The organism is Streptomyces sp. TLI_053, assembly GCF_900105395.1.
Taxonomy (GTDB): Bacteria; Actinomycetota; Actinomycetes; order Streptomycetales; family Streptomycetaceae; genus Kitasatospora.
On sequence record NZ_LT629775.1, the window covers coordinates 9,658,535 to 9,683,682 of the forward strand.

Below are 25,148 nucleotides of genomic sequence, written 5' to 3' on the forward strand. Positions count from 1 at the left end.
GCTCACCCGCAGCCGACCCCGGAGGCAGCCGTGCCCACCCCGTCCCCCCACCCCACCCCCGCCGACACCGCCACCCTCGCCGCCTGCCGCACCACGGGCCTGGCCGCCGCAGGCGCCATGACCATCTGCGCCGCGCTACTGCTGAGCTTCCTCACGGTCAACCTGGCCCCCGACATCGACGCGCCGAACAGCGAGTTCAACCACTACCTCACCACCCACCACACCGCCCTCGCCGTCCTTGCTCTCGTCACGACCACCTGCGCAGCGGCCCTGGCGGCTTTGGCCGGCGCACTTCCCGCCTGGACACAGCTCACCCACCAAAGCTCTACCGTCCAGCGAGCCATCGCCCGGGCGGGACTCGGCGCCCTCGCCGCCACCTGGGCCGCCTGCTCGGCCGCCGTCGCGACAGCGATCGCCACGCCCCAGGACACCGCTGCGGCATCCCTCCTCCGGTTCACGTTCCTGCTCGCCACCATGACCGGCCCCATCACCGCCCTCACCGTCGTCACCGCGACCCCCCGCCCCGAACCCAGACAGCAGGGACAGGCACTGTGGTGGTGCGCACGCGCCGTCGCACTGCTCGTGACCGCCGCGACCCTGTACGCCATCGCCACATCAGCTGCAGGTCGCGGCCCACTCCTCGCGGTCCACGGCATCCCCGGCGCCGTTCTTGTATGGGCGATCTGGACCAGCACCCACATGGCACGCGACACCCACCGACGCATCCGCAACCCGTCCGCCCCGACGCGCCCCACTCCGCCGCCGGCCCCCTGACAGCGAACCGGCGGGGCTCACCAGGTGGGCAGGTACACAGGACCACCGGACCACGGCGCCCCGGCGGCGCAAAGGCCCCCTCTCCCCGGCAGCAACTTCCCCACCCCTGCCAACTTGTGCATGCACGTCAAGGCGTTCCTGGCCTCGAGGAGAAGGCCGAGCCGAAACTCCTCGTCGACCTCACGAACGACCGGATCACCGCACTCATCCCGGCCGGGGAGTGCTGGACCAGGCAGCAACTGCTGCAGATCCAGCGCTGAGGCCGGTGACGGCTACGAGCCGGCGTCGAAGCCCGGGGCCCGCAAGGTCCGCAAGATCCGCAAGATCCGCAAGGTGCGGCCTCCGCGACGGCCCTGCGGGCCGCTACTGCCGGTACTCCAGGACCGCCGCGCCGCCGGTGCCCGCGGGCGCGAGGGCTGCGGCGGCGGTCACCGCCCCCGTCCCGAAGTCGTACCGGAGGACCAGCAGCCGAGGCGTGCGGCCGAGTTTGTCCGCGCTCTGCGAGACCACCGCGTACGCGGCCCGCTGGTCGGGGGCGACCGCGATCGGCTCCAGCGCGTCGTCGCTGCCCGCGAGTTCCTTCGGCACCGGGCCGAGCGTGCGCACGGCGGCCTTGGGGTGGGCGGGGTCGGCGGTGTCGAGGGTGACCACGGCGGGCTGGCGGGTGCTGCCGACGAAGAGCTCGTCGGGGCCGGCGAAGTCCCTCGGCTGGAAGAGGCCGCTCCCCGTCACCTCGGCCACCGGATTGGTCTCCAGGGTGGCGACCGGTCCGACGTGGAGACCGCGCGAGGCGTCGACGAAGACCGCCAGTGAACCGTCCGGCCGGGCTGCGGCCTGCTTCGCCACCCCGGGCGGCACCATCCGGCCGCCGACGAAGCCCGGCGCGCTCGGGGGCTGGAGCCCGGGGACGTCGAGCGACCGGGCGCCGGTCCCGTCCGGCCTGACCGCGCGCAGCTTGAACGAGGTCGAGGAGGACGTGCCGCTCCAGTGCACGACGTCGCCGCTCACCGGGTCGACGACGGCGCCGTCCTGGCGCACGCCGGGTGTCCCGCCGACACCGGAGATGTCCTTGAGGTCCGTCGGCCCGCCGGGGCCGAGCAGCGACAGGTGCGGATCGCCGCTGTCCACCGGGGTCCTGAAGTTGAAGGCCGTCCTGCCGACCATGCCGGAGTAGTCCCGGGTGAACCCGTAGCGAGTGAAGCAGCCGGGGCCGACCGTGCTCCCCGGCACCGCGCTGCCGTCGCCGAGGACGAAGGTCCGCAGGCGGGCCAGCCGGCCGTCGGGGGCCAGTGCCAGGACGACGCAACCGGCCTCCTTCTTGCCCGCGTTGACGGACTGTGCGATCACCAGCCCCTTGACCTCGGTGGTCGTGGGCAGCGACGCCACGTCGACCACGGCCGGGACCGTCACCGGCGCGGGAACGCCCGGCGCGCTCGACGACGCGCTTCCGCCGGCCGTCGCGCTCGCCGTGCCGGACGGCTTGCCGGAGGCCGTCACCGCCGGAGTGCCGGTGCTCGCGCCGGCGCTCGTGCTCGCCCCGGCGCCGGTGCTCGCGTCAGCGCTGGTGCTCGTCGCGGGCGCCGCGTCACCGTCGCCCCCACCGCAGGCCGTGACCGTCGTCGCGGCCAGCGCCACCATCACCGCGACCGCACCGAACCGCCCGAACCGTACGGATTCCCGCATGTCCCACCCCTGCTCTTCGCTCGCCCCTGGCCCCCGTGGCAGTCACGCTAACGGTCGCCGTGCCCGCCCCGCGTCCGCTCCGGGGGACCGCGACCGGCCGGACACCTGACCGTTGCCCCGCGATGACATTCCCGAGTGCAACCGGTTCTCCGCCGGAGTCCGGCGGCGCCCCGCCGGCGGAAGCGGCGGCAACTGCGGGCCCGCGTCCCTCGGTGCTCCCGGCGCCCTCGGCCTGCTCGTCGTTCGTGCGTGCGGCCGCTGGGACCCGGCCCCAGCCCCGGCCCCGGCCCCGGCCCCGGATCCGGCGCCGCACGTCCACGGGATCCGGCCGCCCGCCGCAGGGCGCAAGCCAGTTCGCCCGTCACTCGATGGTGTAACAAGGCTGCTGGGTGCGGTAGTTGTGCGGTTACCTTGAGTCGGCGGTGCCGCGTGCCGGCGGGTGCCGCCTTCGGTCGACAGTGCGAGGGGATCGGGATGGCATCGACTCCGGACAGCGAGGGCCCGGACCAGCGGGCGCTGTTGCTCGTGGCGGGACTGGCGGACCTGGCGGTCAGTACCGCCGTGAGCACCATCGGTTCGGCCGTCGGGACGGTGCAGCAGTTGCTGCGGCGGTCCGACGGGCCCGAGCTCGCACGGGACGCCCAGCAGGATCTGATGGCCCGCGGCCGGATCGCGCTGGACCGCGTCGGCTCCGCTCCGCCGGCCCACCTCGAACTGCTGGCCCGGCAGGTGGCCGCGCGACAGGAGGCGCCGCCCGGTGACGCCTGACGAGTGGGACCCGAGCGGCTTCAAGGACCGTGTCGACGACCTGCTGGACGACTACCTGGCCGACGAGGCCGAGCTGTTGCTCGCGATCGACGACGCCCTGGAGCCGGTGGCCGAGCAGTTGCGGGCGGCCGCGAGGCACGGCAAGCGGCTGCGGGCGGCCTTCTGCTACTGGGGGTGGCGCGCCGGTGGACAGCCCGACAACGACGCCCTGCTGCGGGCGGCCGCCTCGATGGAGCTCGTCCACGCCGCGGCCACCGTGCACGACGACCTCATCGACGACAGCCCGCTGCGCCACAATCTGCCCACCGCCCACGTCTCGCTCCGGGCACCCCTCGCGGGGCGACGGGGGGCGTACGGTGCTGCCCGCGCGCTGGCGATGCTGGTCGGCGACCACCTGATGGCGCTGGCGGGGCAGCTCTTCGCCGACAGCGGTCTGCCCGCCGCCTATCTGGCCAGGGCCCGGCCGGTGTGGGGGGACCTCGCGCGCGACCTGGTCGCCGGCGAGTGCCTGGAGATCCTGGCCACGGGGGGCTGCCCGGACCCCGAGGTGTCCCTGAAGGTCGTCCGCCACAAGACGGCCAAGTACACCGTCGAGCAGCCCCTGCTCATCGGCGCCCTGCTCGCGGGCGCCTCCCCGGACCTGCGCGGCGCCCTGTCCGCCTACGGCCTCCCGCTGGGCGAGGCGTTCCAGCTGCGCGACGACCTGCTCGGTCTCTTCGGCGAGCCGGAGCGCACCGGAAAGGAGGGCCTGGACGACATCCGCACCCACCGGCCCACCGCGCTGCTGGCCGTGACCTGGCAGGCCGCCGTTCCCGCGCAGCGCGAGCACCTGGCAGGTGTGCTGGGCCGCGGTGACCTGGACGAGCGGCACCTGCGGGAGGTGCGCGAGCTGATGGTGGCGCTGAAGGCCCCGGAGCGGGTGGAGGACATGATCGCCGCCCGGGTCCGGGACGCCGTCGGTCACCTGGGCGGCCTCGGCATCCCTCCGCAGGCGCGCCGGGCCCTGACCACGCTCGCGTCCTCCGCCACCGACCGCCGCCACTGACCGCCGCCACCGACCGCCGCCACTGACTGCTGCCCGCCGTCCCCGACCCGACCGACCTCGACCCGCTCCGTGCGACGGACGCGCACCGCACCGCGCGGCCCGTCGGGAAGGACCACCGACATGCCGTACACCGAGGCCTCGATGAACGCCCTGCGCGGGTCCGGCGACGAACTCGCCGACGCCGTGGTGGCCACCCTGTTCGAGCGGGGGGAGGTCGGCAAGTTCAACACCCTGATGCGCTACGTCTCCACCGCGGGCTCGCCCCTGCCGGAGGGACTGCCGGACGTCGCCCGCGAGTACCTCCAGGTCACCGCCGCGCCGCCCTCCTGGGTCGACTGGGGGGAGATGGAGAAGGCGCGGCTCTTCTTCATCGACAACAGCGTGCACATCTCCACCGCGCTGTCGTTCGCGTCCATGCCCGCCTGCTACCTCGTGCCGCACGTCGCGAAGCTGCTGTCGGCGACGCACGGGCTGAACTACCCGTCCAAGCGGATGGCGGAGACGGGCCAGTTCACCGTCCACCTGATGCAGCCGGACGCCTTCGAGGCGGGCAGCAGGTTCATCCCCGCCGCGCAGAAGGTGCGCCTGCTGCACGCCTCGATCCGCCACCACCTCGTGCGCGAGGACCGCTGGGACACCGGGACGCTGGGGACGCCGATCTGCCAGGAGGACATGATCGGCGGGCAGATGTTCTTCTCCATGCTCGTCCTGGACAGCCTGCACCGGCTCGGCATCCACATGTCCACCGAGGGGGCCGAGGCGTACCACTACGCCTGGCGCGTCGTCGGCGCCATGCTCGGGGTGGACCAGGACGCCGTGCCCGTGACCCTGGACGACGCGCGGCAGTTCCTGGACCTGTACATGCTTCGCCACATGGGGCCCTCGGAAGAGGGTGCGCACCTGACCCGGCAGCTGATCGACCTCTACGAGGAGGTCGTCCCCGGCACGTTCTTCGACCCCGTCGTCTCCGCCCTGATCCGCTACCTCGTCGGCGACACCTGCGCCGACTGGCTCCGCGTCCCGCGCACCCGCTGGGACACCGTGGTGAAGGCCGCGCCCGCCCTGCTCGGGGTCCTGGAGAGCATCGAGGACCGTTCGCCCCTGGGCGCCTGGGCCCTGGACCGGCTCGGCCACCTCACCACGGTCCTCGAACTGTCCTCCCTCACCCGGGGTCGGGTGATGCACTACGCCATCCCCGAGCAGCTGAAGAAGGACTTCGGTGTCGGCGGCACCGTCCCCCCGAACCGGCGCTGGACCCCTCCCGCCCCCACGGTCACGGTCTGAAGGAGCGGGCACCCGCACCGTCGGGCCGCAGGACGGCGCCCCCGTGGCGCAGGCCGTCGAGCACCGCCGACACCCAGGTGTCCAGGTCCGCCCCGGCCGGCAGCGGCGGGGGCGTCCCGGCGAGGGCACGCTGCGCGAAGCCGGTGTCCAGGTGCGGAAGGCGGGCGTCGAGCACCGTGAGGCCCTCCCGGCGGCGCTCGGCCCGCAGCGAATCGAGCCAGGCCGCCAGCGCGGCCTTGGACGCCCGGTAGGCGGCCGTCCCCGGTACGGCGAGGTCGACGACGACGCCGGTCAGCGCCCCGAGCGCGCCGTCCGGCGCGATGACATCCAGCGCCCCTTCGAGGACGGCCATCGGGGCCGAGGCGTTCACCGCCATCAGATGCTCCTGGACCGCGAGCGGAACCTCGCCGGCCCGGCCGAACGCGACCGCGCCGAACGTGACCAGGACCGCGTCCAGGCCACCGGTCCGCCGCGCGGCCCGGGCGGCGAGGCCGCGGCAGCCCTCCAGGTCGTAGGCGTCGAACGCCTCCCCCCGCTCCGCGCCCACCCGTCGTGCCACGCGCTCCAGCCGCGCCGGGTCCCGTCCGGCCACCGCGACCCGGGCCCCTCGCGCCGCCGCGGTGGCCGCCACCTCGGCCCCGATCGTCCCGGTGGCACCCGCCACCAGCAGTCGCCATCCGTCGAGATCCACCGTCGCCTCCCGGTGTGCCGTGGTGCCGGTCATCGCAGCGCTGCTTATTGCCTTGCCGGCCATCGCTGTGCCGGTCACCGTCGGGCCAGCACGCGGGGAAGCCGGTCGGCCACCGCGTCCGCGAGACGCTCGAACTCGGACCGCAGGAACGGCGCGGCGAACCGTGCGAGGCCGTGGAAGCGCAGCGAGGCGCGGTATACCAGCAGAGTGCGGTCGGCGGACGCGCTGACGGTGATGTCGTCGGTGGCGGTGACGGTGCGGTTGTGCCCGACGAACACCAGCCGGTCGGGCCGGTACTCCTCCAGCCGGTAGTCCAGCTCGGTGCGCCGCCCCCGGAAGCGCGAGGTGTTGCGCCAGTGCGCTCCCGGCGCCACGGGCCCGGAGTCCAGGCGCACGCAGTCCTCGGTGCCCGGGTCCCACTCGACCGTGTTCCCGAAGTCCGCCAGGTACCGAAGCACCTCGTCGGCGGGCCGCTGCACCGCGATGCGGCGCTCCACGTCGATCATCGGTTTCCCCTTCCGGTCGCGGGGCGCCGCGTGTGCGCGCCGCCGTCCTCCTGTTCGGCGCGGACGCGTCCGCGGATGTGTCCGCTGCGAAATCCGCACGGACGGCGGCCCCGGTGGTGGCCCGCCGCAGTGCCGACGACCACGGCTTCGCCGTCGTGGCGCCGCCGGGACCGGCGCGTCCACTGCGTTCGCCACGTCCGCCGCGGCCGGCCCGCTCCAGGGGGAGTCGCCCCGACCCACGACCGGACCACCGGAACCCTGGCCCGGGCGTTACGGGCGGACCGAGTGCAGATCGGAGAGTGGGAGCACCACATCGGGGTTCTGCGGCCCCTCGCACAGCCACACGCCGACACCCGACGACGACCCGTTTCGCCGAAACGCACTGCCCCGGCCGTTTTGGAGCGGCCGGGAATTCCACTACCAAAGGGCCCGGCGCAACCCAATCCCCTGGAAGGCTGTTCCTCTGCCCCCGGTCGGCTGGGCCCGAGGGGCCGGGGGAGGGGAATTCCGTGGGATTGCTTGCCATGGTGGTGTTGCGGCGGGGAGCGTTGAAGACGTCCAGACTCGGTAGTGTGCTCCTGCAACAAGGCTTTGGATCAGAGGAGTTCAGTATGAGGCGCTCCTTCCGCTTCGCGGGCGCGGCGGTTCTTCCGGTCGCCGCGGTCCTGGTGACGGCATGCACCGGTGACGGGGTGGCGTCCCCCGGAGCGGACGGTTCCTGGGCCTTGGGCGGGCTGGCCGCCGTTCCGGCGGGCCAGCCGCTCCAGGCCACCGTCGACGCGCTTCCCGCCGAGGGCAGTGCCAAGATCCTTGGCATCGCGGAAGTGGAGGGGGCCGACGTGGTCCTCGCGATCAGGAACGACATCTGTGAGGTCCTGTTCATGGCGGCCCGATCCGCCGGGGCGACGCCCGCGGTTCGCAGCTCCTTCGGGGCGCAGCGTCCGTCCGGCAGTGACCGGTCGGACAGCCACCAGGGATTCCCCGGCGACGTTCTCGCGGGGGAATCCACCCAGGCGACCTCGCAGTCGCCGCCGCTCAGGTTCGCTGCCCTCGGATGCTCCGAGAGGGCCATGGCGGTGAGAATCGAGGGTGCGGGCGCCGCGGCCGAATCCGGAGGCAGGGCGGGGGACTCGCTGAGAGCATGGCGGGACGGTCAGGACCTGGTCCTGACCGTGGGCAGTCCTGAGGCGATCCACCGACCGGTACCCGGTCCCACCTCCTGACGACGCCAGGAAACGAACCGAGGGCGCCCACTCCACGCGTCCGTCATCTCGTCGTCAGTCCTCACACAGTGCGGTGAGCAAAGGCGTCCAGGTCATTCGTCACAGAACGATCTTGGCTGCCCCGGCTGTCTCTCCGGCCGCCGGCGGGGGACTGCCCGATCGCGCGGCTTCACGCTCGAGCAGGCCGACAAGCTACGGGAGACCGGACGTCGCGCCATGGCCGTCCGTGCTGGATCCCCCGGTCCGCGCTGTGGCCAAGAGCGCCCAGGGCAGAGCGACGATCTCAGATCGTCCGCCGTCCGCTGCCCGCCGTTGTCGAAGGCGGCGACGACCTGGCCGCGTCCCGGCCCCGGCCCGATCTTGCCTGAACCCCATGCCGTTTTCACGCCATCGATGTCATAGTCGGACGTTGTGTGGACAACGCTTGCGCCGCTCATCGGCGTCATACTCGGCGGGCTGATGTCGATGCTTGCCCAGCGCTCGGCAGGACGCGCCTCGGAACGCGGCGAGGCGCGCCGCAGTGCTAATGAACGTGCCGAGGCGCGCCGCAGCGAACGGCTTGCTCACCTCGTCGAATTCCTGTCCGCGGTGCAGGAAGCTGAACGAGTCGCGGTGGACCGGTATCACCACAACCTGGCTGACGAGCAGTGGCAGGCCCGGGCACGGCAGGTCCTTGACAGGGTGTGGGTGATGCAGAAGACGATCCACATACTGTGCGCGTCCGAGGTCGGCGAAGCGGCCCGCAACCTCGCGTGGGCAGTGCAGGAGGTGATCAGGAAGGGCCCCGAGGATCCGGAGGATCCGCAGGACGAGAAGGTCTGGGCGCACATCCGTCCGAGCCGACAGGCGTTCCTCGATCTCGTGCGCGACCAGCTGAGTTGAACCCGGAGCGATTCGGCAGCTGTCCTGAGCGACCCGGGACATGCGGAGCCGGCCTTGGTGCGGGAGCTCTGCATGTGCACTGACCAGCAGTGTCCCGAACAGCCTCTTGGCTTGTCGAGAAGCTGATCACGATCAATTCGGAACGACTCGTCCAGTGCGCCGGCAGCGCTCCGCCGTCCGGCCCGGTGGGCGACGTCGTGGGAGCCGGAGCGGTCGGCGAGCCTTCGCGGGGCGCCGGTACGGTCAGGGGTATGAGTGCCGTTTCGCAGCCGACCCCCGCCGAGATCGAAGACCGTTTTGTTGCGCTGGCCGAAGGCCGGCTGACGCGTGACGAGGTGGACCGCTGGGCCGCGGGGTGGGTCGCGCAGGACGGGCTGGACTGGGACGACCTCTCCTGGTGGGCGTTGTGCCTCCTGCACGGAATCGATCTCCTCGACGGGCCCGGCGGCGGCCACCTCCACGACGACGAGCAGGTCCGGCTCTGGCTCGCCGAGCTGCGGAGGCGTCGCACGGCGTGACCCGGCCGGCCCCGCGCCACGCCGTCCGCACCGTCCGTACTGTCCGCGCCGTCCGCGACGTCCGTACCGTCCGAAGCCCGGGGACAACGACGCCGGCCACGACGAACACCGGAACCCCTCGCCCACGCCGCACCGATCGAAGATCGAGTCAGGCGTCGTGCCGTGCTCGGGGGAGCCGCCAGGTGCCGCCGCGCTCCGTCCTCGAGCGGCGTGCGAGGAGGTCGGGGATGTGCAGGTGGCAGGCGAGCGCGGTGGCGGCCTGGAAGGCCTCGACGCCGCGGCGGGTCCTCGGCAGGCCCAGGCGCAGGAGGCGCGGATTGACCTCGGCCTGGATCCGGTCGACGAAGGGTCGCAGGACGGCGTCGTAGGTCGCCAGCGCGGTCGGCAGGTCGTCCGGGTGGCGATCGATCGCGTCGGCCAGGACGTGGGCGCCGACCAGGGCGGCGGACGTTCCCATGCCGCTGTAGGGGGAGGCGCAGTGCGCGGCGTCCCCGGCCAGGACCACGCGGCCCTTCGACCAGGTGTCGGTGCGCACCTGGACGGTCTCCTGGGAGTGGAAGAAGGGGCTGGCCGCCATGCCGTCGACGAAGCGTCGGGTCTGCCAGCCGGCATCGTGGAACCTGCTCGCCCAGAAGGCCTGTTGGCGGTCGACGGGGGCCCGGTGGATCGCGGAGGCCTCGGCGGAGTCCTCCCGGAGCACGAAGTAGACCTGGGTCTCGGTGGGGTTGTGGCTGCGGCGCATGATCTGTCGGCCGCCCGGGACCATGTAGGTGTCGCGGACGTCGGTGTCGGAGGCGACGCGGGGGACGAACCAGTAGGCCGTGTGGATGCCGAGACGCCGGTACGGGTCGGAGTCCTGCGGGAGGATCGCCCGGCGGACGCGTGATCCCTGGCCGTCCGCTCCGACGAGGAGGTCGAACTCTCCGGACGACCCGTCGGAGAAGTGGGCGACGACCCGGTGCTCGTCCTGGTCGAGGCCGTCCACGCTCTTGCCGAAGACGTACTCGGCGTCGTGCGCGGTCGCGTCGTTGAGGATGCGGATCAGGTCGCCACGCATGATCTCGTACTCGGAGGTCAGGGTCTGGCGGCCCTGTCCCGACGTGTTGGCCATGATCGTGGCTCTGGCCCTGCCGCGGGCGTCGACGAAGGCGACGCCCTTCTCGTCGACGAGCCTGCCCCGAACCTCGTCGAGGAGGCCCATGCGGCGGACGGCCTCGATGCCCTGGCCGCGGAGGTCGACCTGGGCGCCGGTGGCCCGCAGGGCGGGGAAGCGTTCGACGACGGTCACCCGGTGGCCGCCCCGCGTCAGCCAGAAGGCCAGGGCCTGCCCGGCGACTCCGCCGCCGGCGACGAGGACGCGCAAGGAGCGCGACCCGGAGGTCTGTGCCATGTCCATCACCTCAAAATCTATCGGTGAATGATTCTTCTCCAGGCTTGTCTATCGGCGATAGATTGTCAACGTGACGAAGATGAACCGTGAGACCGTGGTCGCCGAGGCGCTCGACCTGCTCGACGAGGTCGGCCTGGACGGCGTCAGCACCCGGCAGCTGGCGAAGCGGCTGGGCGTCGAGCAGCCGTCGCTGTACTGGCACTTCCGCACCAAGAAGGACCTCCTGGCCGCCATGGCCCAGGCCGCGATGGCGCCCCACGCGAACGCACCGCTGCCGACGCCCGGGGACGACTGGCGCGGGTGGTTCCTGGAGAACACCCGCAGCTTCCGGCGCACCCTGCTGCTGCGCCGCGACGGCGCACGCCTGCACGCCGGCTCCACGCCCACCGCGGACCTTGACCGGATCCGCCACAAGATGGCGTTCCTCGTCGCCTCCGGCGTGCCCGAGCACGACGCGCGGACGGCGATGCTGACGGCGAGCCGCTTCACCGTCGGCAGCGTCCTGGAAGAACAGGCGGACTCCGGCCTCGGCGTCGGCCCCGGCGTCGACGTCGGCGGGGAACTGCCGGCCGACGTGCCGTCCATCGACCCCGAATCGGCCTTCGAGGCGGGACTCTCCCTCATCGTGGACGGCCTGACCCCGCGCACCACGGCCTGACAACGGGACCCGCCCGCCTCCCCGCCACGCTCCGCACACGGTGCCGCGCCTCACCTGGGGAACGCAGTGGGCCTCGCCACTTCCGACGAAATGGCGAGGCCCGAGAGCCGTGATCCGTGAGCCGTGATCCGTGAGCCGTGCGTCCCGCACGCCGAGCGGGAGAGCCCCCGGTGATGTCGGAAGCGGTCGCCGCTCCCGTCCGCCGGCGCTCGCTCCGCCGCCGGAACGGCCGCGCTGCGCCTCGTGCGGCGTTCGCCCGCAGGGCGCGGGGTGCTCCGGGCCGGAACCCCGGCTGCTCAGGGTATGCGCAGCAGCGCCTCGACAGCGGTCGCGGCGGCCTGTTCGGCGAGGGTGATGCCGGCCCGCTGGGTGGGTTGGCCGTCGGTGAGGACGGCGACGAGCAGAGTGTGTCCGTCGTGTTCGACGGTGCCGATGCTGTTGACGGTCCACGACTGGGCTGTGCCGGTCGGGAGCCAGCCGTTCTTGAGCGCGGGCGGGTTGCCGGGTGTTGCCGCCGCGCTGATGCCCCAGTTCTGTTCGTCGGTGACGGTGCTCATGAGGGTGCGCGCATAGGCGCGGGAGGCGGCGTTGAGGGGGGAGTCCTGGGTGAACACGGCCTTGAGAAGGGTGATCTGTTCGCCGGTGGTGGTGCGGGTCAGTCCCCAGGGTGCTGTCTGGCCGGCATGGGCGGGGGTGAGTCCGAGGCGGGCGTTGGCCGCGTCCAGGCCCTGGCGTCGGCCGATGTCGGTCCAGAGTTTCTGGGCGGCGTCGTTGTCGCTGACGCGGATCATGTCGGAGGCCAGTTGCCGTTGGGCGGCGCCGAGTTGCTCTCCCCGGTCCTGTGCCTGCAGCAGCAGGGCGGCCAGGATGTCGACCTTGACGATGCTCGCGGAGGCGAACGTCTCGGAGGGCGGGCCGTAGGCGGCCGAGCGGCCCGAGGTGAGGTCCTCGACGGCGAGGGCGAACCGGCCGTGGTGCGCCCCGATTCCGTCGAGGGCCAGCTTCAGGGCCTGCTGCGGCGTTGTGGCAGCCGCGTTGGTGGACGGCTGTCCGGAGGGCGCGCCGGGCGCCGACGGGGTGCCTGCTGCAGACAGGGCCGACGGAGCCGACGGTGCCGACGATGTGGATGCCGGCAACGGCGCGGAAGCGGCCGACTTCGCCGGTCCGGCGGCCGGGAGCAGGACGTGGGCGGCCATGGCGGCGCCCACGAGCAGGGGTACGGCGAGGGCGGTTCGGTGCTTCACGGGGTACTCGATCTCCGGTGTCCGGGCATGCCGACATGGCCTGTCGGCGGGTGAAGGGGTGTGCGGGGTCGCCGGACGTGCCGCGGTGCGGGTCCGGTGCGGTGTCGTTCGGTTCAGTTACGGCCGGCGGGGCTCACTTGCCGCAGGAGCCGGCGATCTTCGCGTTCTCGTCGATGTCGATCGGGAAGTCGTGCTGGCCGCCGAGGTTCACGGTCCATCCGTGGGTGAGGGTCGCGGAGGAGGGGTTGTCGGCGAGCCAGAACGGGGGAGCGGTGAAGGAGCAGGTCCCGGCGGTCGGGCCCTGGTCGGAGCGCAGGTTCGCGGTCACGAACTGTCTCCCGAGCCTCGCCAGTGCGGTGGAGTCCCCGGCCCTGGTGGCCGCCACCAGCCCGCCGTAGAAGCCCGAGACCGTGGGGTCGCCGGGGCCGCCGCTCCTGCTGTCCGCGACGACCGATCGGCAGGTCAGGCCGGTCACCTTCCCCGTGGCCCCGTCGAAGACGGGCGACGGGGCCAGGTCGAGCCGTTCGGTGCCCCGGTAGAGCAGGATCTCGCCGGCGGCCAGCACACCGTCGACCGCGGCGCCGCAGGTCACACCGGTGGAGTCGGTTCCCCAGACCCGCCGGTACGCGGACTCGTCGGCGAACAGCGCCTCCACCTGGGCCGCATCCACCGCGGACCGGGTGGCCGGGTTCTGGTAGCGCAGGGCGGCCAGGAGCAGGGCGTTCGTCGTGCGGGCCGGGTCGGCCTGGACGACCGGGACGACCGGTGTCGATCCCGGTGCCGGTGCGGCTGCCGCTGCCGTGGGGGAGGACGGTGCGACGCTCGGAAGCGGCGCAGGCACCTCGGTGGTTGTGGCGGTCGCGGCCTGCACGGGCACCGGGAGACGGTCGTCGGCCGCCCGGGACACGAGGCCGGCGCCCACGGCCACGATCACCACGGCCCCCGCCGCGGCCGTCTGCAGGCGCCGCCGGCTTCGGCGCACCGACCCGACGAGGCTCTCGACGTCGTAGGTCGGCGGCGCCTCCCGCCGTGAACGCTCGAACATCGCCTCGGCCAGCTCCCGCTCCAGGTGGTCGTCCTTCACGCCGTGCCTCCCGAACGTGCCTGCAGTGCCTGGGTGTCGACGGTCGCCCGCAGTTTCGACAGGGCACGGGCCGCCTGGGAGCGGACCGTGCCGGGCGAGATGTTCATCAGCCGGCCGATCTCCGCGTCGTCGAGGTCCTCGAAGTAGCGCAGCACCAGGACGGTGCGCATGCCGATCGGCAGGGACTGCAGCTCGCGCATCAACGCGTCGCGCACCACGACGCCCCGGTAGGGATCGACGTGCCCGTCCCCGATGCCGTCGTCCAGCGGGACTTCCTCGTGCCCGCGCAGTCTGCGCCAGCGGTCGTTGGCGAGGTTCACCAGGATCCGGCGCGCGTAGGCCTCCGGCGCGTCGGCGGCGCGCACCCGGCGCCAGTTCCGGCAGACCTGTTCCAGCGTGGACTGCACCAGGTCGTCGGCGGTATGACGCTCGCCGGTGAGGAGCAGTGCGGTCCTGAAGAGGGACGCCGACCGGGCGTGGACGAAGGCCGTGAAGGCGGGGACGTCAGCGGCCCGCATGGTCACCCGGCTCGTGTGTGTTGAGCATCTCTTCGTCCCCTCCCGAAGCCCCCCTGGCTCCCCCGCCCTACCTGACGGTGCGTGAGGCGCGGCTGCTGCACGTGATCCCTGGCGGTGACAGAAGCGTTACATTCCACGGCGTGCGGGCGTGCGGGCGTGCGGGCGTGCGGGCGTGCGGGCGTGCGGGCGTGCGGGGTCCGGCGACGCGGACGCGGACGGGGACGGCCGCCGCCGGGGCCGCGGCGGTCACCGACCTCGCGTCGACGGCGGCCCCTCCGCGACGCCGACTGCGCGGCCATCGTGCTGACGGACCGTTGCGCGCGGCCGGTCGCGGAAATCGGCGGTCGGCCGATTCGAGATCGACGGGCCCGGGCGCGGACGACCAAGGACGACCGGGCCCGTCGGAACCGCTCTGCGCGCGGATCGTGCCCCGGCCCAGGGAGGCCGCGCGTGCACGTGCGGAGAGCGTCGCGGTCACCCGACCGGGGCTCCCGTTCGGCCGGAAGCCTTCGAGACCGGTACGGGTGACGAACGCCTACGCGTCGGGGTGCTCCGGCAGGGCGAGCCAGTCCGACCAGGAGATCCCGCGGCCGAGGAACCGCGGCTGCCGGAACGGCCAGTCGGCGGCGATCCACTGCGGCACGAGCGTGTCGAGGGCCTGCTCGACCGTGCTGCCCACCAGGTCGTCGACGACCCACCAGGAGATCTCGCCGTCCGCGCCGGCCTTCTCCGGCGGGTCGATGTAGACGCAGCCGAGCAGGACCCTCTCCGCCGCGTCGAACAGCGCGTAGTTGAAGGACTGGTGGGCGGCGATCTCCTTCTCGTGCCGCAGGAGGTCGGCCTGGTCGGCCTCGTAGGTCATGGTCTCCGCGGGCCAGCCCCAGGCCGGGCCGAAGATGGTCCACAGCCGCTCGCGAGAACCCATCACCGCCGGGTAGTCGAGCGGGGTGTCCGCCTCCCGGATCGGCCGCAGGTGATGGCCACCGCCGGGCAGCGGTACCAGGACGGGGTGGACGAAGTCGTCGGGAAGCCAGCTCATGGCGTCCGACCGTAGCAGCGCCCGGCTGCCCGCGTCTCCGAGGGGCGGTCCGGTCATACGCGGTTCGGCTCATGCCGCCGACGGGCTTGCCGCCGGCGTCCAGCTGCTGGGCGGCCGGGCCCTGCTGGCCCACGAGTACATCGACTGGCTCAGCGACTACAACTTCGACAACGTCGTCAGCTCCGTCTGCAACCGCACCGGCACCTCCATCACCCTCTACGCGCAGCTCGCCCACCAGGGCACCACCTTCATTACCGACGTGCCCCTGACCTTCAACAACCGGGCGTCCTCGATGATGATCAACTGACGACACGCACGACGGTGGCTCTCTCCGCCGGGGCCGCACCCCCCGGCGGAGAGAGCGGCCGGCCCGCACCCTGGTCGACGTTCCCGGTCCGCGAGCAGCGCGCGGGCGGCGCCGTGCCGACGGTCGCCGCGGTGGCCGGCAGCTTCCGGGGCGGACGATGTGTTGCCGTCCAGGAGACAGGAAATCTTGCGGCCAACGACGCGCGAAGTGGCTCATCAGCGCCCGGTACGCGCCGAAGAATTTCCTGTTCGAGAAGGTCGGCCGTCGGGAGGCCGTCGGGAGGCGGTCGGCCGGACGGCAGTGCGGCGCGGGTTTCGGGTCGAGCGCGCTGCTCACGGTGCAGCCGCCCTCTCCGGGCGTCCGCTGTGTCCCGGACGGCGTCCAGACGTCGGTGCGCCCCGGACTCACCCGGGGCGAAGAGGCAGTCCCACGGGTCGAAGCCGTTGCCCTCCAACGCCGGAGGACACCGACCCGTGCGCCGTCCGCCTTCCCCTCGGTACGTATCGCCGGGGGCAGGCCCAGCGCGGCGAGCGCGCGACGCACCTCGGCCTCCGCCACCCGGCCGCCCTCGGGCACCAGGCCGGTCCGGCCGAGCAGGCCGGTGCGGGCCGGTCAGGAATCCGGGTCGGGGACCAGTCGGTCGGTGGCGATCTCCTCCATCGCGAGGAGGTCGCCGACGAGACTGGTGCCGGCCGTGGTGGAGACCACCGAGAGGGCGATCGGGCCGACGCCCGGGCGCTCGACCGCGAAGAGCGGGAAAGTGACGGTGCCGTCGGCGATCTCGCCTCCGTCGGGGTGCCCGTAGTAGACCGGGGCGCCGCCGGGTGTGCAGAGCAGGACGTGGACGCCGTCGCTCCCGTCCGCCGCCGTGAGGGCCAGGTAGCGCACCGAGTAGCTCGGCCCGTCCTCGTCGAGCAGTGCGACCAGGCCGGCCAGCGCCGGGCCCTGGAACAGGGTGTCCGGCAGCGAGGACTGGATGTCGGGGTCGATGCAGAGCAGCATGTGGTCGCCGCCGCAGTCGATCGCCAGCGTCGCCGAGGGCTCGGGGCTCATCAGGTAGAGCTCGCCGTGGGTCAGCCGGGTGAGGAGTTCGAAGTCCACGGCCGTCGGTGGCGTCGTGCTGATCACGGTCACGGCCTGCTCGTTCTGTTCGATCGCCCGGAGTTCCGTCTCGTCGGGCGGGGCGAGTTCGAATCCGGTGCTCCCGGCCCGGTAGGCGATCACCGACAGGGCGAAGGCGGCCTGGTCGCCGACGACGTCCCCGGGCGGCGGCGCGAGGGCGCTCAGTGCGTCCAGGGATTCCGACTTGGCGATCTGCTGGAGCGTCTGCCAGGCGGCGAGCGCGACCACGGGATCGGCGGAGGCCGCGACGGCCTGGACGACGGGCACCGCGTCGTTGCCGAGGCAGGCGGCCAGCGAGACCGCCGCGGCGACCACGAAGGGATCGGGGTCGCCCTCCTCCAGCGCCAGGCTGACGGCCCGGGCCAGCGGACCGTCCGGGCCCGGGTCGAGCCGGGCGAGAAGGGTCATCGCCCGGACGCGGTCGGGGCCGCCCGCGGTGAGTGCCCGGTCGAGCAGGCCGGCGCGGTCGGCGTCGTCGAGGACGACCAGGAGCTCGGAATCCAGGCCGCCTTCCTTGGCGGCCAGCAGCCGATCGAGGTTCACGGTCATGGTGGTGTCGCACTCCCCGGCTAGGGGCTGACGAAGCAGTGGGTCTTCATCCTGGTGGCCTGTGCCTCCGTCACACCGGTGTTGGCCCCGGGATCGGTCGCCATGAAGTTGGCCGGGCCGCAGATCGACGGAATGAGCTCGCAGTGCTTCAGGCCCAGGCAGTGGGCGACCTCGTGGGCGAAGGTGTTGCCGCTGAAGGCCTTGTCGCCGCGCAGCGAGACGACCGGCGCCCGCTTCCCCTTCGTCGCCCGCTTCGGGCACCTGCCCGGGAGCGGCGAGGTCCCCGAGAACTCCGCCGTGATCTGGTCGACGACGAACAGGTCGAGCGCGGCGTTGGGCACCGCCCACCTGTTGGTCAGTTCCGTCACGTCGGACCGGCTCCGGATCACGACCAGGTGGCCGGCGTCCCTGACGTCGATGTGGAACCGCAGGACGGTCCCGATCTCGGGCCCGTGGGTCGCGAAGATCCCTTTCATGATCGCCAGCGAGTCCTCGACCTGTTGCAGCTTGTCGGGTGTGAAGCCGTCCCGGCCGACGACGATGACATTGAGGTCCAGGTGTGGCGCCATCGCGGACTCCGATCGCCAGCTGCTGGGCCCGGCCGCGCGCGAGAGCGTCGGATGTTCTCAAGACGCGCTGTGCGCCGCCCTGTTCCTTCATCATAGGCCCGCTTCGCCGGAGGCCGCGATCCGCCGGCGGGCACGGCGGACCGGCCCTGGACGCGCGCTCGGCGTACTGCTCCCGGACGGGTTCCACCCCTCCGGGAGGAGGAACGCACGTCCGGAAGGTCAGCCCTGGAGGGAGGCGAGCCAGGAGGTCAGGAGGCGGTTCACCTCCTCGGGACGCTCCTGCTGGATCCAGTGCCCGCAGCCGTCCAGGATGTGAGCGGCGTCCAGCCCGGGGAGGGTGACCGGGTAGGCGTCGATCGCGTCGGCCATCCAGGTGGTGGACGCGTCCAGGGCGCCGCCGATGAACAGGGACGGCTGTTTGATCGGCGCGCCGTCGTACGGGGCGAGGTCCTCCCAGTCGCGGTCCATGTTGCGGTAGCGGTTGAGGGCCCCGGTCATGCCGGTGCGCTCGAACTCCGCCGCGTAGACGTCGAGGTCGTCCTCGGACAGCCAGGCGGGCAGCCTGCCGCCGGGGAAGCGGTCGCGCAGCCGGCCGCCGGAGCGGGCCACGAAATGGGGGTCGGGCTCGCCCCGCGTGGGCATGGTGTCGCCGGACATGGCGGCGTAGAAGCCGGCGAGCCAGCCGCGCAGGTCGGGCTCCATCTCCGCCTCGGCCCGGCCGGGCTCCTGGAAGTACGAGACGTAGAACTCCTGGTCGCCGCCCATCTGCGCGAAGACGTCGCTGGGGCGGGGGCCGCCGGGCGGCGCGTAGGGGACGCTCAGCAGCGCGACGGCGCGGAACACCTCCGGACGGAGGAGGGCGGAGGCCGCGGCGATGCCGGAACCCCAGTCGTGTCCGACGATCACCGCCGACTCCTCGCCCAGGGCGCGCACGAGGGCGACGTTGTCCGCCACGAGGTCGAGCATCCGGTAGGCGTCCGTCGCGGCCGGCTTCGAGGAGCGGCCGTAGCCGCGCACGTCGAGCGCCACGGCCCGGTAGCCCGCCGCCGCGAGGGCCGGGAGCTGGTGACGCCAGGAGTACCAGGACTCGGGGAAGCCGTGGACGAGCAGGACCAGCGGCCCGGTGCCCTGCTCGACCAGGTGCAGGCGCCCGGCGGGTGCCTCGACGGTGCGGTGGCGCAGGTCTGCGGACGGTACGGGCGGGTGCATGGGCAACTCCTCGGATCACGGGCGGCTGCGGTTACGCACTGATCCTGCGGCGGGGCGGCCACCCGGCGCGAGCATCGTTGCCATTCTGGCAAACTGGCAGGACAGGGCGGTGGAGGCGGGCATGTCCGGAGAGAGCGGGGCGACGGTGACGGACGACGGCACGGCCGACACCCTGGCGGCCATCGGTCCTCGGCTGCGGGCCGCGCGCGAGCGGCGCGGCGTCACCCTCACCGGCATCAGCCGCACGACCGGCATCTCGGTGAGCACGCTGTCGCGGATCGAGACCGGTCGGCGCAAGCCGACCCTGGAGGTGCTGCTGCAGCTCGCGAAGGTGTACGACGTCTCCCTGGACGAGTTGGCCGGCACCACGCCCGGACCGCGCAACCGGACGGTGCTGCGCCCCGGTGACGACAAGGCCGTGCTGCCGTTGACCCGGTACGTGGGGGGCCTGCACGCCCACAAGCACGTCCTGCCCGCCGTCGACGCGCCCCCGACGCGGCCGCGGCAGGTCTCCCACGACGGGTACGAATGGCTGTGCGTCCTGTACGGGCGGCTGTGGCTGGCGCTCGGCGACCAGGACCTCGTCCTGGGCGCCGGGGAGGTGGCCGAGTTCGACACCCGTACCGCCCATGGAGTCGCGAACGCCGGACCCGGCGGACCGGTCGAATACCTGATCATGTTCGGCCCGCAGGGGGAGCGCCTGCGACCGGGCACCGGCCTCCCCGGATCAGGCCGTGGGCCCGGACCGAGCTCGCCCGGACCGAACCGGTGATCCGCCGCACGACACCCCGGAGCACGCCGCCCGCACCGTCCTCGTCGGCACCGTCCTCGCCCGCACCGTCCTCGTCTGTGCTGACAGCACTGCGATGACCCCGGGCCGAGCAGCGGTAGGCGCATCGACTCCGCATCAGCCGGACCACCGCAGTGATCGGCTCGTGGGCCTGTCGCCGGGTCCCCTGTGCGAGGAGCGCCAGGGACTGTTCGGATGTGCCGGATTACGGAAACGTCCGGTGGGAAGCGCGGCGGTGCGGCACTCTTGACGCGTCCGGACCAGCGATGAGGGTGGGGTTATGGTCTCAGGCGTCGAGGTCGGTGCTGTGGTGAAGGCGAGCGGTGGAGTCGTCTCCGCGCTCCGCGGCCTGTCCGGACCCGCTGCAGCCTGGCCGAACGCGCAGGAGGCCCTCATGGAACTGCACGTCGTCCTGGACGAGTGGTGCGAGGCCGCGGAGGCGACCGGCCGCTATGCCTGGGAGACCCTCGAAGGCGACCGACCCGCGGTGACCCGCCGCAGTTGGTCCAATCCGTTCGCGCGCGCGGGATTCGAGGCGGACCCGGGGAGCGGCGCGGGTGGTGGCGACAACACGGGGCCTCGATTCGTGGAGCGAAGGCAGGCGGAGATCCTGCTCCTGCTCGAAGGCAGGGCTCACTGGTCGAAGCGGTGGCTCGCTCCGCAGCGTCGGCTCGCCGCCCGGCGCAGCCTGCGCAACATGATGAAGCTCTACTGCCCCGAGGTTCTGGAATCCTTCGAGGCGGCTGTCGCCGGGCGATCCGCATGGATCCGGGAACACCGGGAGAGTCTGCCCCTGATCCTGTCCGATCCGGACACGCCGACCGAGACCGTGGAAGAGCTGGCTGTCGAGCTGGAGCAGACCCTCGACGCCTTGCGCGGTGCACGCCGACAACTGCGCGACCTGATCCGGGACGCCTTTCCGCTCGGGTCTCTCCCGGAGCGGACCTGAGCCCCGGCCGGTCGCGCCTCCTCGGTGGTGCTCGAGGGTGTCACCCGACTACGACGGCCCGCAGCGGCCCAGGTTGCGCAGCGGCTCGGCCGGTGAGCCCGGACATGCCGGTCGGAACCAGTGGTCGTCGGTGAGCTGCGATTCCTGACCCGGGGACAGGCCTGTCGGCACCGACGGGTCACGCTTCCTGCCACCGACGACCGGGGCCGTGGGCCGTGGGCCGAGGGCCGGTCATCGCGCGCACAGCCGGTTCAGGGCCGCACGGCTCTCCTGGTCCGCGGCGCGGTAGACCAGCAGCCGCAGCCCCGGGTCCTCCAGCGGGAGCAGGACCTCGAAGTCGACGGCGATCACCCCGAGCGCCGGGTGCCGCAGCAGCTTGCGGCCGCGGCCGTTCACACTGACCTCCCGCTCGGCCCACAGGCGCGCGAAGTCCGCGTCCTGCGCGGTGAATTCGGCTATCAGGCCGGCCAGTGCCCGGTCCTGCGGGTGGGCGGCCCAGGCCGCGCGCAGGTGGGCGACACCGTCCCGCAGCACGGACTCGCGGTCGGCGTAGAAGCCGCGCATCGGCGGGTGCAGCAGGCAGAGCCACATGGCGTTGCGCCGGGTCGCCGGCACGGCGTCGAAGTCCGGTAGCAGCCGGGCCATTTCGGGGTTCCAGGCCAGCAGGTCGTAGCGGTGGTCCATCAGCATGGCCGGCAGCGGGGAGAGCTCCTCGACCAGGCGCGCCAGCGACGGCGCCGGGCCGGCGGCGGACGGCCCACCGGTGGTGCCGGGGCGGCGGCGGCCGGCCAGGTCGAACAGATAGTCGCGTTCGCTCGCGTCCAGCCGCAGTGCCCCGGCCAGCGCCGCCAGCACCTCCGCAGAGGGCCGCAGCCCCCGGCCCTGCTCCAGCCGGACCACGTAGTCGGTGCTGACCCCGGCCAGCTCGGCGACCTCTTCGCGGCGCAGTCCGGGTGTGCGCCGGGCCCGCCGGTGCGCGGGCAGGCCCAGCCGGACCGGGTCCAGCCGCTCGCGCCTGCTGCGCAGGAAGGCGGCCAGCTCCTCGGTGGTGTCCACGGTCGGTGTCGTCATGACCGGTCCAACCGTCAGGGTGGGACCGCTCTTCCCAGGAAAGTCCCTCCCTTATCCGGGGTCGGCCGCCGCCGCAGACTCGGTCCCGGCAACGGAACACGAGCACACCCGAACACGCGAACACGAGCACACGCGAACACAGGAGAAACCGATGGCACTGGCCCTGGACGACTACCGGCTGCTGGGCCGCTCGGGACTGCGGGTCTCACCGCTGGCCCTGGGCACCGCGACCTTCGGCACCGAATGGGGGTGGGGCGCCGAACGGGCCGAGGCCCGCAAGCTGTTCGACCGCTACGTCGGGCTCGGCGGCAACCTCCTCGACACCGCCGACACCTACACCGACGGCAGCTCCGAGCGTCTGCTCGGCGAGTTCGCCCACGAGGAGCGCGAGCGTCTGGTGCTGGCGACCAAGTACTCGACCCTGCGCCGCCCCGGCGACCCCAACTCCGGGGGCGGGCACCGCAAGGCGCTGTTCGGCTCGGTGGAGGGCAGCCTGCGCCGGCTGGACACCGACTACCTCGACCTGCTGTACCTGCACGTCTGGGACTTCCGCACGCCGGTGGAGGAGGTGCTGCGAGGCCTGGACGACCTGGTGCGGCAGGGAAAGGTGCTGTACGTGGCGATCTCCAACACCCCGGCCTGGCAGGTGTCCCGGATGCAGGCGATCGCCGACCTTCGCGGCTGGTCGCCGCTGGTCGCGCTGCAGCTCGAGTACAGCCTGATCGAACGCACCGCGGAGCGCGACCTGATCCCGATGGCCCGGGAGCTGGGCCTGGGCGTGGTCCCGTACTCGCCGCTCGGCGGCGGGGTGCTCAGCGGCAAGTACGGCCCTCAGGACGTGGGCGCGACGGGCGCCGGCCCCGACGGGAGCACCCGTCGAAGCCACAACCTCGCCCTGGGCACCCTCACCGAACGCAGCCTCGGCGTGGCCGGGGCGGTCCGGGAGCTGGCCGGCGAGCTGGGGCACACCGCCGCCCAGGTGGCGCTGGCCTGGACGCTGCGGAAGCCGGGCGTGACGAGCACGCTGCTCGGCGCCCGCACCCCTGCCCAGTTGGAGGACAACCTGGGCGCCTTGGCGGTCGAGCTGACGGACGCCCAGCTGGCGCGGCTCGACGCGGCGGGCGCGGTCACCCTCGGCCAGCCGCACGACCTGCTGGCGAGCGAGCCCATCCGCCGGGTGACCACGGGCGGCCTGCGGATCGAGACCCGCCGCTGACGGCCGGCCGCGGATCGTGGTCACGGACCGGACGGTCAGGCCGGGGACGCCGCGAGGAACCGCAGCACGGCGAGGACGCGGCGGTGGTCCACCTCGACCACGGGCAGGTCCAGCTTGGCCAGGATGTTGTTGATGTGCTTCGCCACCGCGCTCTCACCGATCACCAGCGCCTGCGCGATACCGGCATTGGAGCGCCCCTCGGCCATCAGGCCGAGCACCTCCCGTTCGCGGGGGGTCAGCCGGGCGAGCGGATCGCTGTCGCGCCGCAGCAGCAACTGGGCGACGACCTGCGGGTCCAGGGCCGTGCCCCCGTCCGCCACTCGCCGGACCGCCGCCACGAAGTCGGTGACATCGGCGACCCGCTGCTTGAGCAGGTAGCCAACACCGCTGGTGTTCGCGGACAGCAGGTCGGCCGCGTACCGCTCCTCCACGTACTGCGACAGCAGCACCACCGCCGTGCCCGGCCAGCGCCGGCGGATCTCCAGCGCCGCCCGGACCCCCTCGTCGGTGAAGCCGGGGGGCATCCGGACGTCGATCAGGGCGAGTTCGGGCCGGTGCTCCGCCACCGCCGCCAACAGTCCCTCCGCGTCGCCCACTTCGGCCACGACCTGGAACCCGCCCATCTCCAGCACCTTGATCAGGCCGACCCGCAACAGTACCGAGTCCTCGGCGATCACCGCGCGCACGGCAGCTCCGCGGTGACGGTGGTGGGCCCCCCGACGGGGCTGCTGACCCGGAAGGTCCCGTCCAGGGAGCCGACCCGCTTGGCCAGCCCGGTCAGCCCCGTGCCGGCGGCGGCGTCGGCGCCGCCCAGACCGTCGTCGGTGACGCGCACGCGCAGCACCTCGCCGACCCTGCGGACCACGACCTCCGCACGCACCGCGTCGGCGTGCTTGGTCGCATTGGTCAGCGCCTCCGAGATCACGAAGTACGCGACCGACTCCACGCCGGGCGCCACCCGCCCCTCCAGATCGACCCGCAGCCGCACCGGCAGGGGAGTGCGGGCGGCCAGCCCGGACAACGCTGCGTCCAGACCCCGGTCCTCGAGCACGGCCGGGTGCAGCCCCCGCACCAGGTCGTCGAGTTCGGCGATCGCCTCCTTCGCCTCCAGGTGCGCTTTCGCGATCACCTCGCGGGCATCGCCCGGCAGGTCCGGGCGGGTGGCCATGGCGAGACCCAGGTTGACCGCGAGCGACACCAACCGCTGCTGGGTGCCGTCGTGCAGGTCGCGCTCGATCCGACGACGCTCCGCGTCGACGGCCTCGATCAGGTCGGACCGGCTCACGGCCAGCTGGTCGACCCGCTCCTGGAGCCGCTGCGCCCGGCTGGGCCCGAGCAGGCCCGACACCAGCCGCGCCTCCGCCCGGGCCACAACCCGCGCGGCCCGGGGCAGGGCGAACAGGAGGAGGAGTCCGCTCGCCGTGGCGGCCAGCAGCACGGCCAGGTAGCCCAACCAGCCCTGACGGATCCCGGCCGACAGCGCCCACGACCAGGCGAAGGCGGCGACACCGGCCAGAGCCGCCACCGCCACCGCGAGCACCAGCAACTCCAGCAGCGCGAGCAGCGGGCCCAGCACGAGGTGGTAGCCGATCCTGCGCCAAGGCCGCGCCGCCGCGAGCCACCGGGCGGCGGAGGCCCACGTCCATCGTTCCGGCACGGTGGAGGTGAGCCGGGGGACGTCCACGCCGACGAGCAGCCGGTAGCGGGCCCGCTGAACATCCGTCAGCACCGGGCTGCCGAGCAGGACCAGGGCGGCCGACACGGGAACCGTGAAGAGCCAGTTCCCCGTCCTGGCGGTGGTCGCCGCCGCCCACGCCCACACAGGCACCAGCGCCAGGTGCGGCAGCACACCAGCGGCAAGAAAGCCGGTGTCCCGCCGCGCCCGGAGCACCGTGCGTCTCAGTCCAGCTGGAATCGTCATGGCACGACGCTAGGGCACCGCAGGAGGAAGGTGCCATGAATCCTGTACCCGATTTCATGGTGAACCCAGTGCCACCTAGATCTTGATCGCGGCCTGCCGGCGGGCGCGCGGCGTCACAGGTCGTCAGGTCAGCGAGTA

The 25,148-nt window shown here is 72.9% G+C and carries 27 protein-coding genes; 13 read left to right on the plus strand and 14 right to left on the minus strand.

The window, feature by feature from the left end; genetic code table 11:
• Positions 1-30: 30 nt before the first annotated feature.
• Complete coding sequence (locus tag BLU95_RS40095) at positions 31-774, plus strand: hypothetical protein (protein WP_093864372.1); 744 nt, start codon at positions 31-33, stop codon at positions 772-774.
• 116 nt (positions 775-890) lie between these two features.
• The gene (locus BLU95_RS42800; protein WP_159425247.1) at positions 891-1,034 is read left to right on the plus strand and encodes a hypothetical protein; all 144 of its coding nucleotides are present in this window, start codon (positions 891-893) and stop codon (positions 1,032-1,034) included.
• Between the two features lie 103 nt (positions 1,035-1,137).
• Here BLU95_RS42800 and BLU95_RS40100 read toward each other — a convergent pair whose 3' ends face one another.
• Positions 1,138-2,457: a hypothetical protein gene (locus BLU95_RS40100; RefSeq protein WP_093864373.1), complete on the minus strand. Its 1,320-nt coding sequence runs from the start codon at positions 2,455-2,457 to the stop codon at positions 1,138-1,140.
• Positions 2,458-2,931: 474 nt separating this feature from the next.
• On the opposite strand from BLU95_RS40100, the gene BLU95_RS40105 reads away from it, so the two are divergent.
• The 3 genes from BLU95_RS40105 to BLU95_RS40115 all read left to right on the plus strand — a co-directional run bounded on the left by BLU95_RS40105 (position 2,932) and on the right by BLU95_RS40115 (position 5,554).
• Entirely contained in the window at positions 2,932-3,225 is a 294-nt protein-coding gene (locus tag BLU95_RS40105; RefSeq protein WP_093864374.1) for a polyprenyl synthetase, read from the plus strand.
• Positions 3,215-4,270, plus strand: a complete 1,056-nt coding sequence (locus BLU95_RS40110) for a polyprenyl synthetase family protein (RefSeq protein ID WP_093864375.1) — start codon at positions 3,215-3,217, stop codon at positions 4,268-4,270. The genes BLU95_RS40105 and BLU95_RS40110 overlap by 11 nt, the downstream gene beginning before the upstream one ends.
• 120 nt (positions 4,271-4,390) lie before the next feature.
• Positions 4,391-5,554, plus strand: coding sequence for an oxygenase MpaB family protein (locus BLU95_RS40115; protein ID WP_093864376.1), 1,164 nt, complete (start codon positions 4,391-4,393; stop codon positions 5,552-5,554).
• Here the strand turns inward: BLU95_RS40115 and BLU95_RS40120 are convergent.
• Positions 5,544-6,278, minus strand: coding sequence for an SDR family NAD(P)-dependent oxidoreductase (locus BLU95_RS40120; RefSeq protein WP_159425248.1), 735 nt, complete (start codon positions 6,276-6,278; stop codon positions 5,544-5,546). The genes BLU95_RS40115 and BLU95_RS40120 overlap by 11 nt on opposite strands.
• A 41-nt stretch (positions 6,279-6,319) precedes the next feature.
• On the minus strand, positions 6,320-6,751 hold the full coding sequence (locus BLU95_RS40125; RefSeq protein ID WP_093864378.1) for an SRPBCC family protein: 432 nt from the start codon (positions 6,749-6,751) through the stop codon (positions 6,320-6,322).
• A gap of 509 nt (positions 6,752-7,260) precedes the next feature.
• Between BLU95_RS40125 and BLU95_RS40130 the strand changes: the two genes are divergently transcribed.
• The 3 genes from BLU95_RS40130 to BLU95_RS40140 all read left to right on the plus strand — a co-directional run bounded on the left by BLU95_RS40130 (position 7,261) and on the right by BLU95_RS40140 (position 9,374).
• Complete coding sequence (locus BLU95_RS40130; protein ID WP_159425249.1) at positions 7,261-7,974, plus strand: hypothetical protein; 714 nt, start codon at positions 7,261-7,263, stop codon at positions 7,972-7,974.
• Positions 7,975-8,433: 459 nt separating this feature from the next.
• Positions 8,434-8,856, plus strand: coding sequence for a hypothetical protein (locus BLU95_RS42805; protein ID WP_159425250.1), 423 nt, complete (start codon positions 8,434-8,436; stop codon positions 8,854-8,856).
• A 251-nt stretch (positions 8,857-9,107) separates the two neighbouring features.
• Positions 9,108-9,374, plus strand: a complete 267-nt coding sequence (locus tag BLU95_RS40140; RefSeq protein WP_093864381.1) for a YxzC family protein — start codon at positions 9,108-9,110, stop codon at positions 9,372-9,374.
• A 148-nt stretch (positions 9,375-9,522) separates the two neighbouring features.
• Here BLU95_RS40140 and BLU95_RS40145 read toward each other — a convergent pair whose 3' ends face one another.
• The gene (locus BLU95_RS40145; RefSeq protein WP_093865470.1) at positions 9,523-10,764 is read right to left on the minus strand and encodes an FAD-dependent monooxygenase; all 1,242 of its coding nucleotides are present in this window, start codon (positions 10,762-10,764) and stop codon (positions 9,523-9,525) included.
• Between the two features lie 79 nt (positions 10,765-10,843).
• Here BLU95_RS40145 and BLU95_RS40150 point away from each other — a divergent pair, with 79 nt between their 5' ends.
• Positions 10,844-11,422 (plus strand): TetR/AcrR family transcriptional regulator C-terminal domain-containing protein, encoded by a 579-nt coding sequence (locus BLU95_RS40150; RefSeq protein WP_286158668.1) that lies wholly within the window; start codon positions 10,844-10,846, stop codon positions 11,420-11,422.
• A gap of 296 nt (positions 11,423-11,718) precedes the next feature.
• On the opposite strand, the gene BLU95_RS40155 is transcribed toward BLU95_RS40150, so the two are convergent.
• From BLU95_RS40155 to BLU95_RS40170, 4 genes are all read right to left on the minus strand, one after another.
• Positions 11,719-12,666 carry a serine hydrolase gene (locus tag BLU95_RS40155; RefSeq protein WP_231978138.1) on the minus strand — a complete coding sequence of 316 codons (948 nt, stop codon included), beginning with the start codon at positions 12,664-12,666 and terminating at the stop codon, positions 11,719-11,721.
• Between the two features lie 133 nt (positions 12,667-12,799).
• Positions 12,800-13,750: a hypothetical protein gene (locus tag BLU95_RS40160; protein ID WP_093864383.1), complete on the minus strand. Its 951-nt coding sequence runs from the start codon at positions 13,748-13,750 to the stop codon at positions 12,800-12,802.
• Positions 13,747-14,268 (minus strand): SigE family RNA polymerase sigma factor, encoded by a 522-nt coding sequence (locus BLU95_RS40165; RefSeq protein WP_093864384.1) that lies wholly within the window; start codon positions 14,266-14,268, stop codon positions 13,747-13,749. Before BLU95_RS40165 ends, BLU95_RS40160 begins: the two co-directional genes overlap by 4 nt.
• A gap of 535 nt (positions 14,269-14,803) precedes the next feature.
• Positions 14,804-15,307, minus strand: coding sequence for a GNAT family N-acetyltransferase (locus BLU95_RS40170; RefSeq protein WP_093864385.1), 504 nt, complete (start codon positions 15,305-15,307; stop codon positions 14,804-14,806).
• Here BLU95_RS40170 and BLU95_RS40175 point away from each other — a divergent pair.
• The gene (locus BLU95_RS40175; RefSeq protein ID WP_093864386.1) at positions 15,306-15,614 is read left to right on the plus strand and encodes a hypothetical protein; all 309 of its coding nucleotides are present in this window, start codon (positions 15,306-15,308) and stop codon (positions 15,612-15,614) included. The genes BLU95_RS40170 and BLU95_RS40175 overlap by 2 nt on opposite strands.
• Before the next feature lie 612 nt (positions 15,615-16,226).
• Here the strand turns inward: BLU95_RS40175 and BLU95_RS40185 are convergent.
• The 3 genes from BLU95_RS40185 to BLU95_RS40195 all read right to left on the minus strand — a co-directional run bounded on the left by BLU95_RS40185 (position 16,227) and on the right by BLU95_RS40195 (position 19,063).
• Positions 16,227-17,285, minus strand: coding sequence for a hypothetical protein (locus BLU95_RS40185; protein WP_093864387.1), 1,059 nt, complete (start codon positions 17,283-17,285; stop codon positions 16,227-16,229).
• Between the two features lie 20 nt (positions 17,286-17,305).
• Positions 17,306-17,854 (minus strand): zinc metalloprotease, encoded by a 549-nt coding sequence (locus BLU95_RS40190; RefSeq protein WP_093864388.1) that lies wholly within the window; start codon positions 17,852-17,854, stop codon positions 17,306-17,308.
• Between the two features lie 219 nt (positions 17,855-18,073).
• The gene (locus BLU95_RS40195) at positions 18,074-19,063 is read right to left on the minus strand and encodes an alpha/beta hydrolase (protein WP_093864389.1); all 990 of its coding nucleotides are present in this window, start codon (positions 19,061-19,063) and stop codon (positions 18,074-18,076) included.
• Positions 19,064-19,184: 121 nt separating this feature from the next.
• Here BLU95_RS40195 and BLU95_RS40200 point away from each other — a divergent pair, with 121 nt between their 5' ends.
• Together BLU95_RS40200 and BLU95_RS40205 are read left to right on the plus strand one after the other, a co-directional pair.
• Positions 19,185-19,835 (plus strand): helix-turn-helix domain-containing protein, encoded by a 651-nt coding sequence (locus BLU95_RS40200; RefSeq protein WP_093865472.1) that lies wholly within the window; start codon positions 19,185-19,187, stop codon positions 19,833-19,835.
• 412 nt (positions 19,836-20,247) lie between these two features.
• Positions 20,248-20,802 (plus strand): hypothetical protein, encoded by a 555-nt coding sequence (locus BLU95_RS40205; protein ID WP_159425251.1) that lies wholly within the window; start codon positions 20,248-20,250, stop codon positions 20,800-20,802.
• Positions 20,803-21,033: 231 nt separating this feature from the next.
• On the opposite strand, the gene BLU95_RS40210 is transcribed toward BLU95_RS40205, so the two are convergent.
• Positions 21,034-21,873: a helix-turn-helix domain-containing protein gene (locus BLU95_RS40210; protein ID WP_093864391.1), complete on the minus strand. Its 840-nt coding sequence runs from the start codon at positions 21,871-21,873 to the stop codon at positions 21,034-21,036.
• 151 nt (positions 21,874-22,024) lie between these two features.
• On the opposite strand from BLU95_RS40210, the gene BLU95_RS40215 reads away from it, so the two are divergent.
• Positions 22,025-23,089 carry an aldo/keto reductase gene (locus BLU95_RS40215; protein ID WP_093864392.1) on the plus strand — a complete coding sequence of 355 codons (1,065 nt, stop codon included), beginning with the start codon at positions 22,025-22,027 and terminating at the stop codon, positions 23,087-23,089.
• 35 nt (positions 23,090-23,124) lie between these two features.
• Here the strand turns inward: BLU95_RS40215 and BLU95_RS40220 are convergent, their stop codons facing one another.
• A complete protein-coding gene (locus BLU95_RS40220; protein WP_093864393.1) occupies positions 23,125-23,775 on the minus strand; it encodes a response regulator in 651 nt (216 codons plus the stop codon).
• Positions 23,763-25,010 (minus strand): sensor histidine kinase, encoded by a 1,248-nt coding sequence (locus BLU95_RS40225; RefSeq protein ID WP_093864394.1) that lies wholly within the window; start codon positions 25,008-25,010, stop codon positions 23,763-23,765. Before BLU95_RS40225 ends, BLU95_RS40220 begins: the two co-directional genes overlap by 13 nt.
• Positions 25,011-25,148 lie beyond the last annotated feature (138 nt).

Excerpts from the sequence above, each read along its gene's own strand:
- BLU95_RS40100 (WP_093864373.1), bottom strand. The coding sequence starts at position 2,457 with ATGCGGGAATCCGTACGGTTCGGGCGGTTCGGTGCGGTCGCGGTGATG.
- BLU95_RS40105 (WP_093864374.1), top strand. The coding sequence starts at position 2,932 with ATGGCATCGACTCCGGACAGCGAGGGCCCGGACCAGCGGGCGCTGTTG.
- BLU95_RS40115 (WP_093864376.1), top strand. The coding sequence starts at position 4,391 with ATGCCGTACACCGAGGCCTCGATGAACGCCCTGCGCGGGTCCGGCGAC.
- BLU95_RS40120 (WP_159425248.1), bottom strand. The coding sequence starts at position 6,278 with ATGACCGGCACCACGGCACACCGGGAGGCGACGGTGGATCTCGACGGA.
- BLU95_RS40125 (WP_093864378.1), bottom strand. The coding sequence starts at position 6,751 with ATGATCGACGTGGAGCGCCGCATCGCGGTGCAGCGGCCCGCCGACGAG.
- BLU95_RS42805 (WP_159425250.1), top strand. The coding sequence starts at position 8,434 with ATGTCGATGCTTGCCCAGCGCTCGGCAGGACGCGCCTCGGAACGCGGC.
- BLU95_RS40140 (WP_093864381.1), top strand. The coding sequence starts at position 9,108 with ATGAGTGCCGTTTCGCAGCCGACCCCCGCCGAGATCGAAGACCGTTTT.
- BLU95_RS40145 (WP_093865470.1), bottom strand. The coding sequence starts at position 10,764 with ATGGCACAGACCTCCGGGTCGCGCTCCTTGCGCGTCCTCGTCGCCGGC.
- BLU95_RS40150 (WP_286158668.1), top strand. The coding sequence starts at position 10,844 with ATGAACCGTGAGACCGTGGTCGCCGAGGCGCTCGACCTGCTCGACGAG.
- BLU95_RS40165 (WP_093864384.1), bottom strand. The coding sequence starts at position 14,268 with ATGCGGGCCGCTGACGTCCCCGCCTTCACGGCCTTCGTCCACGCCCGG.
- BLU95_RS40175 (WP_093864386.1), top strand. The coding sequence starts at position 15,306 with ATGGCGTCCGACCGTAGCAGCGCCCGGCTGCCCGCGTCTCCGAGGGGC.
- BLU95_RS40170 (WP_093864385.1), bottom strand. The coding sequence starts at position 15,307 with ATGAGCTGGCTTCCCGACGACTTCGTCCACCCCGTCCTGGTACCGCTG.
- BLU95_RS40185 (WP_093864387.1), bottom strand. The coding sequence starts at position 17,285 with ATGACCGTGAACCTCGATCGGCTGCTGGCCGCCAAGGAAGGCGGCCTG.
- BLU95_RS40190 (WP_093864388.1), bottom strand. The coding sequence starts at position 17,854 with ATGGCGCCACACCTGGACCTCAATGTCATCGTCGTCGGCCGGGACGGC.
- BLU95_RS40195 (WP_093864389.1), bottom strand. The coding sequence starts at position 19,063 with ATGCACCCGCCCGTACCGTCCGCAGACCTGCGCCACCGCACCGTCGAG.
- BLU95_RS40200 (WP_093865472.1), top strand. The coding sequence starts at position 19,185 with ATGTCCGGAGAGAGCGGGGCGACGGTGACGGACGACGGCACGGCCGAC.
- BLU95_RS40205 (WP_159425251.1), top strand. The coding sequence starts at position 20,248 with ATGGAACTGCACGTCGTCCTGGACGAGTGGTGCGAGGCCGCGGAGGCG.
- BLU95_RS40210 (WP_093864391.1), bottom strand. The coding sequence starts at position 21,873 with ATGACGACACCGACCGTGGACACCACCGAGGAGCTGGCCGCCTTCCTG.
- BLU95_RS40215 (WP_093864392.1), top strand. The coding sequence starts at position 22,025 with ATGGCACTGGCCCTGGACGACTACCGGCTGCTGGGCCGCTCGGGACTG.
- BLU95_RS40225 (WP_093864394.1), bottom strand. The coding sequence starts at position 25,010 with ATGACGATTCCAGCTGGACTGAGACGCACGGTGCTCCGGGCGCGGCGG.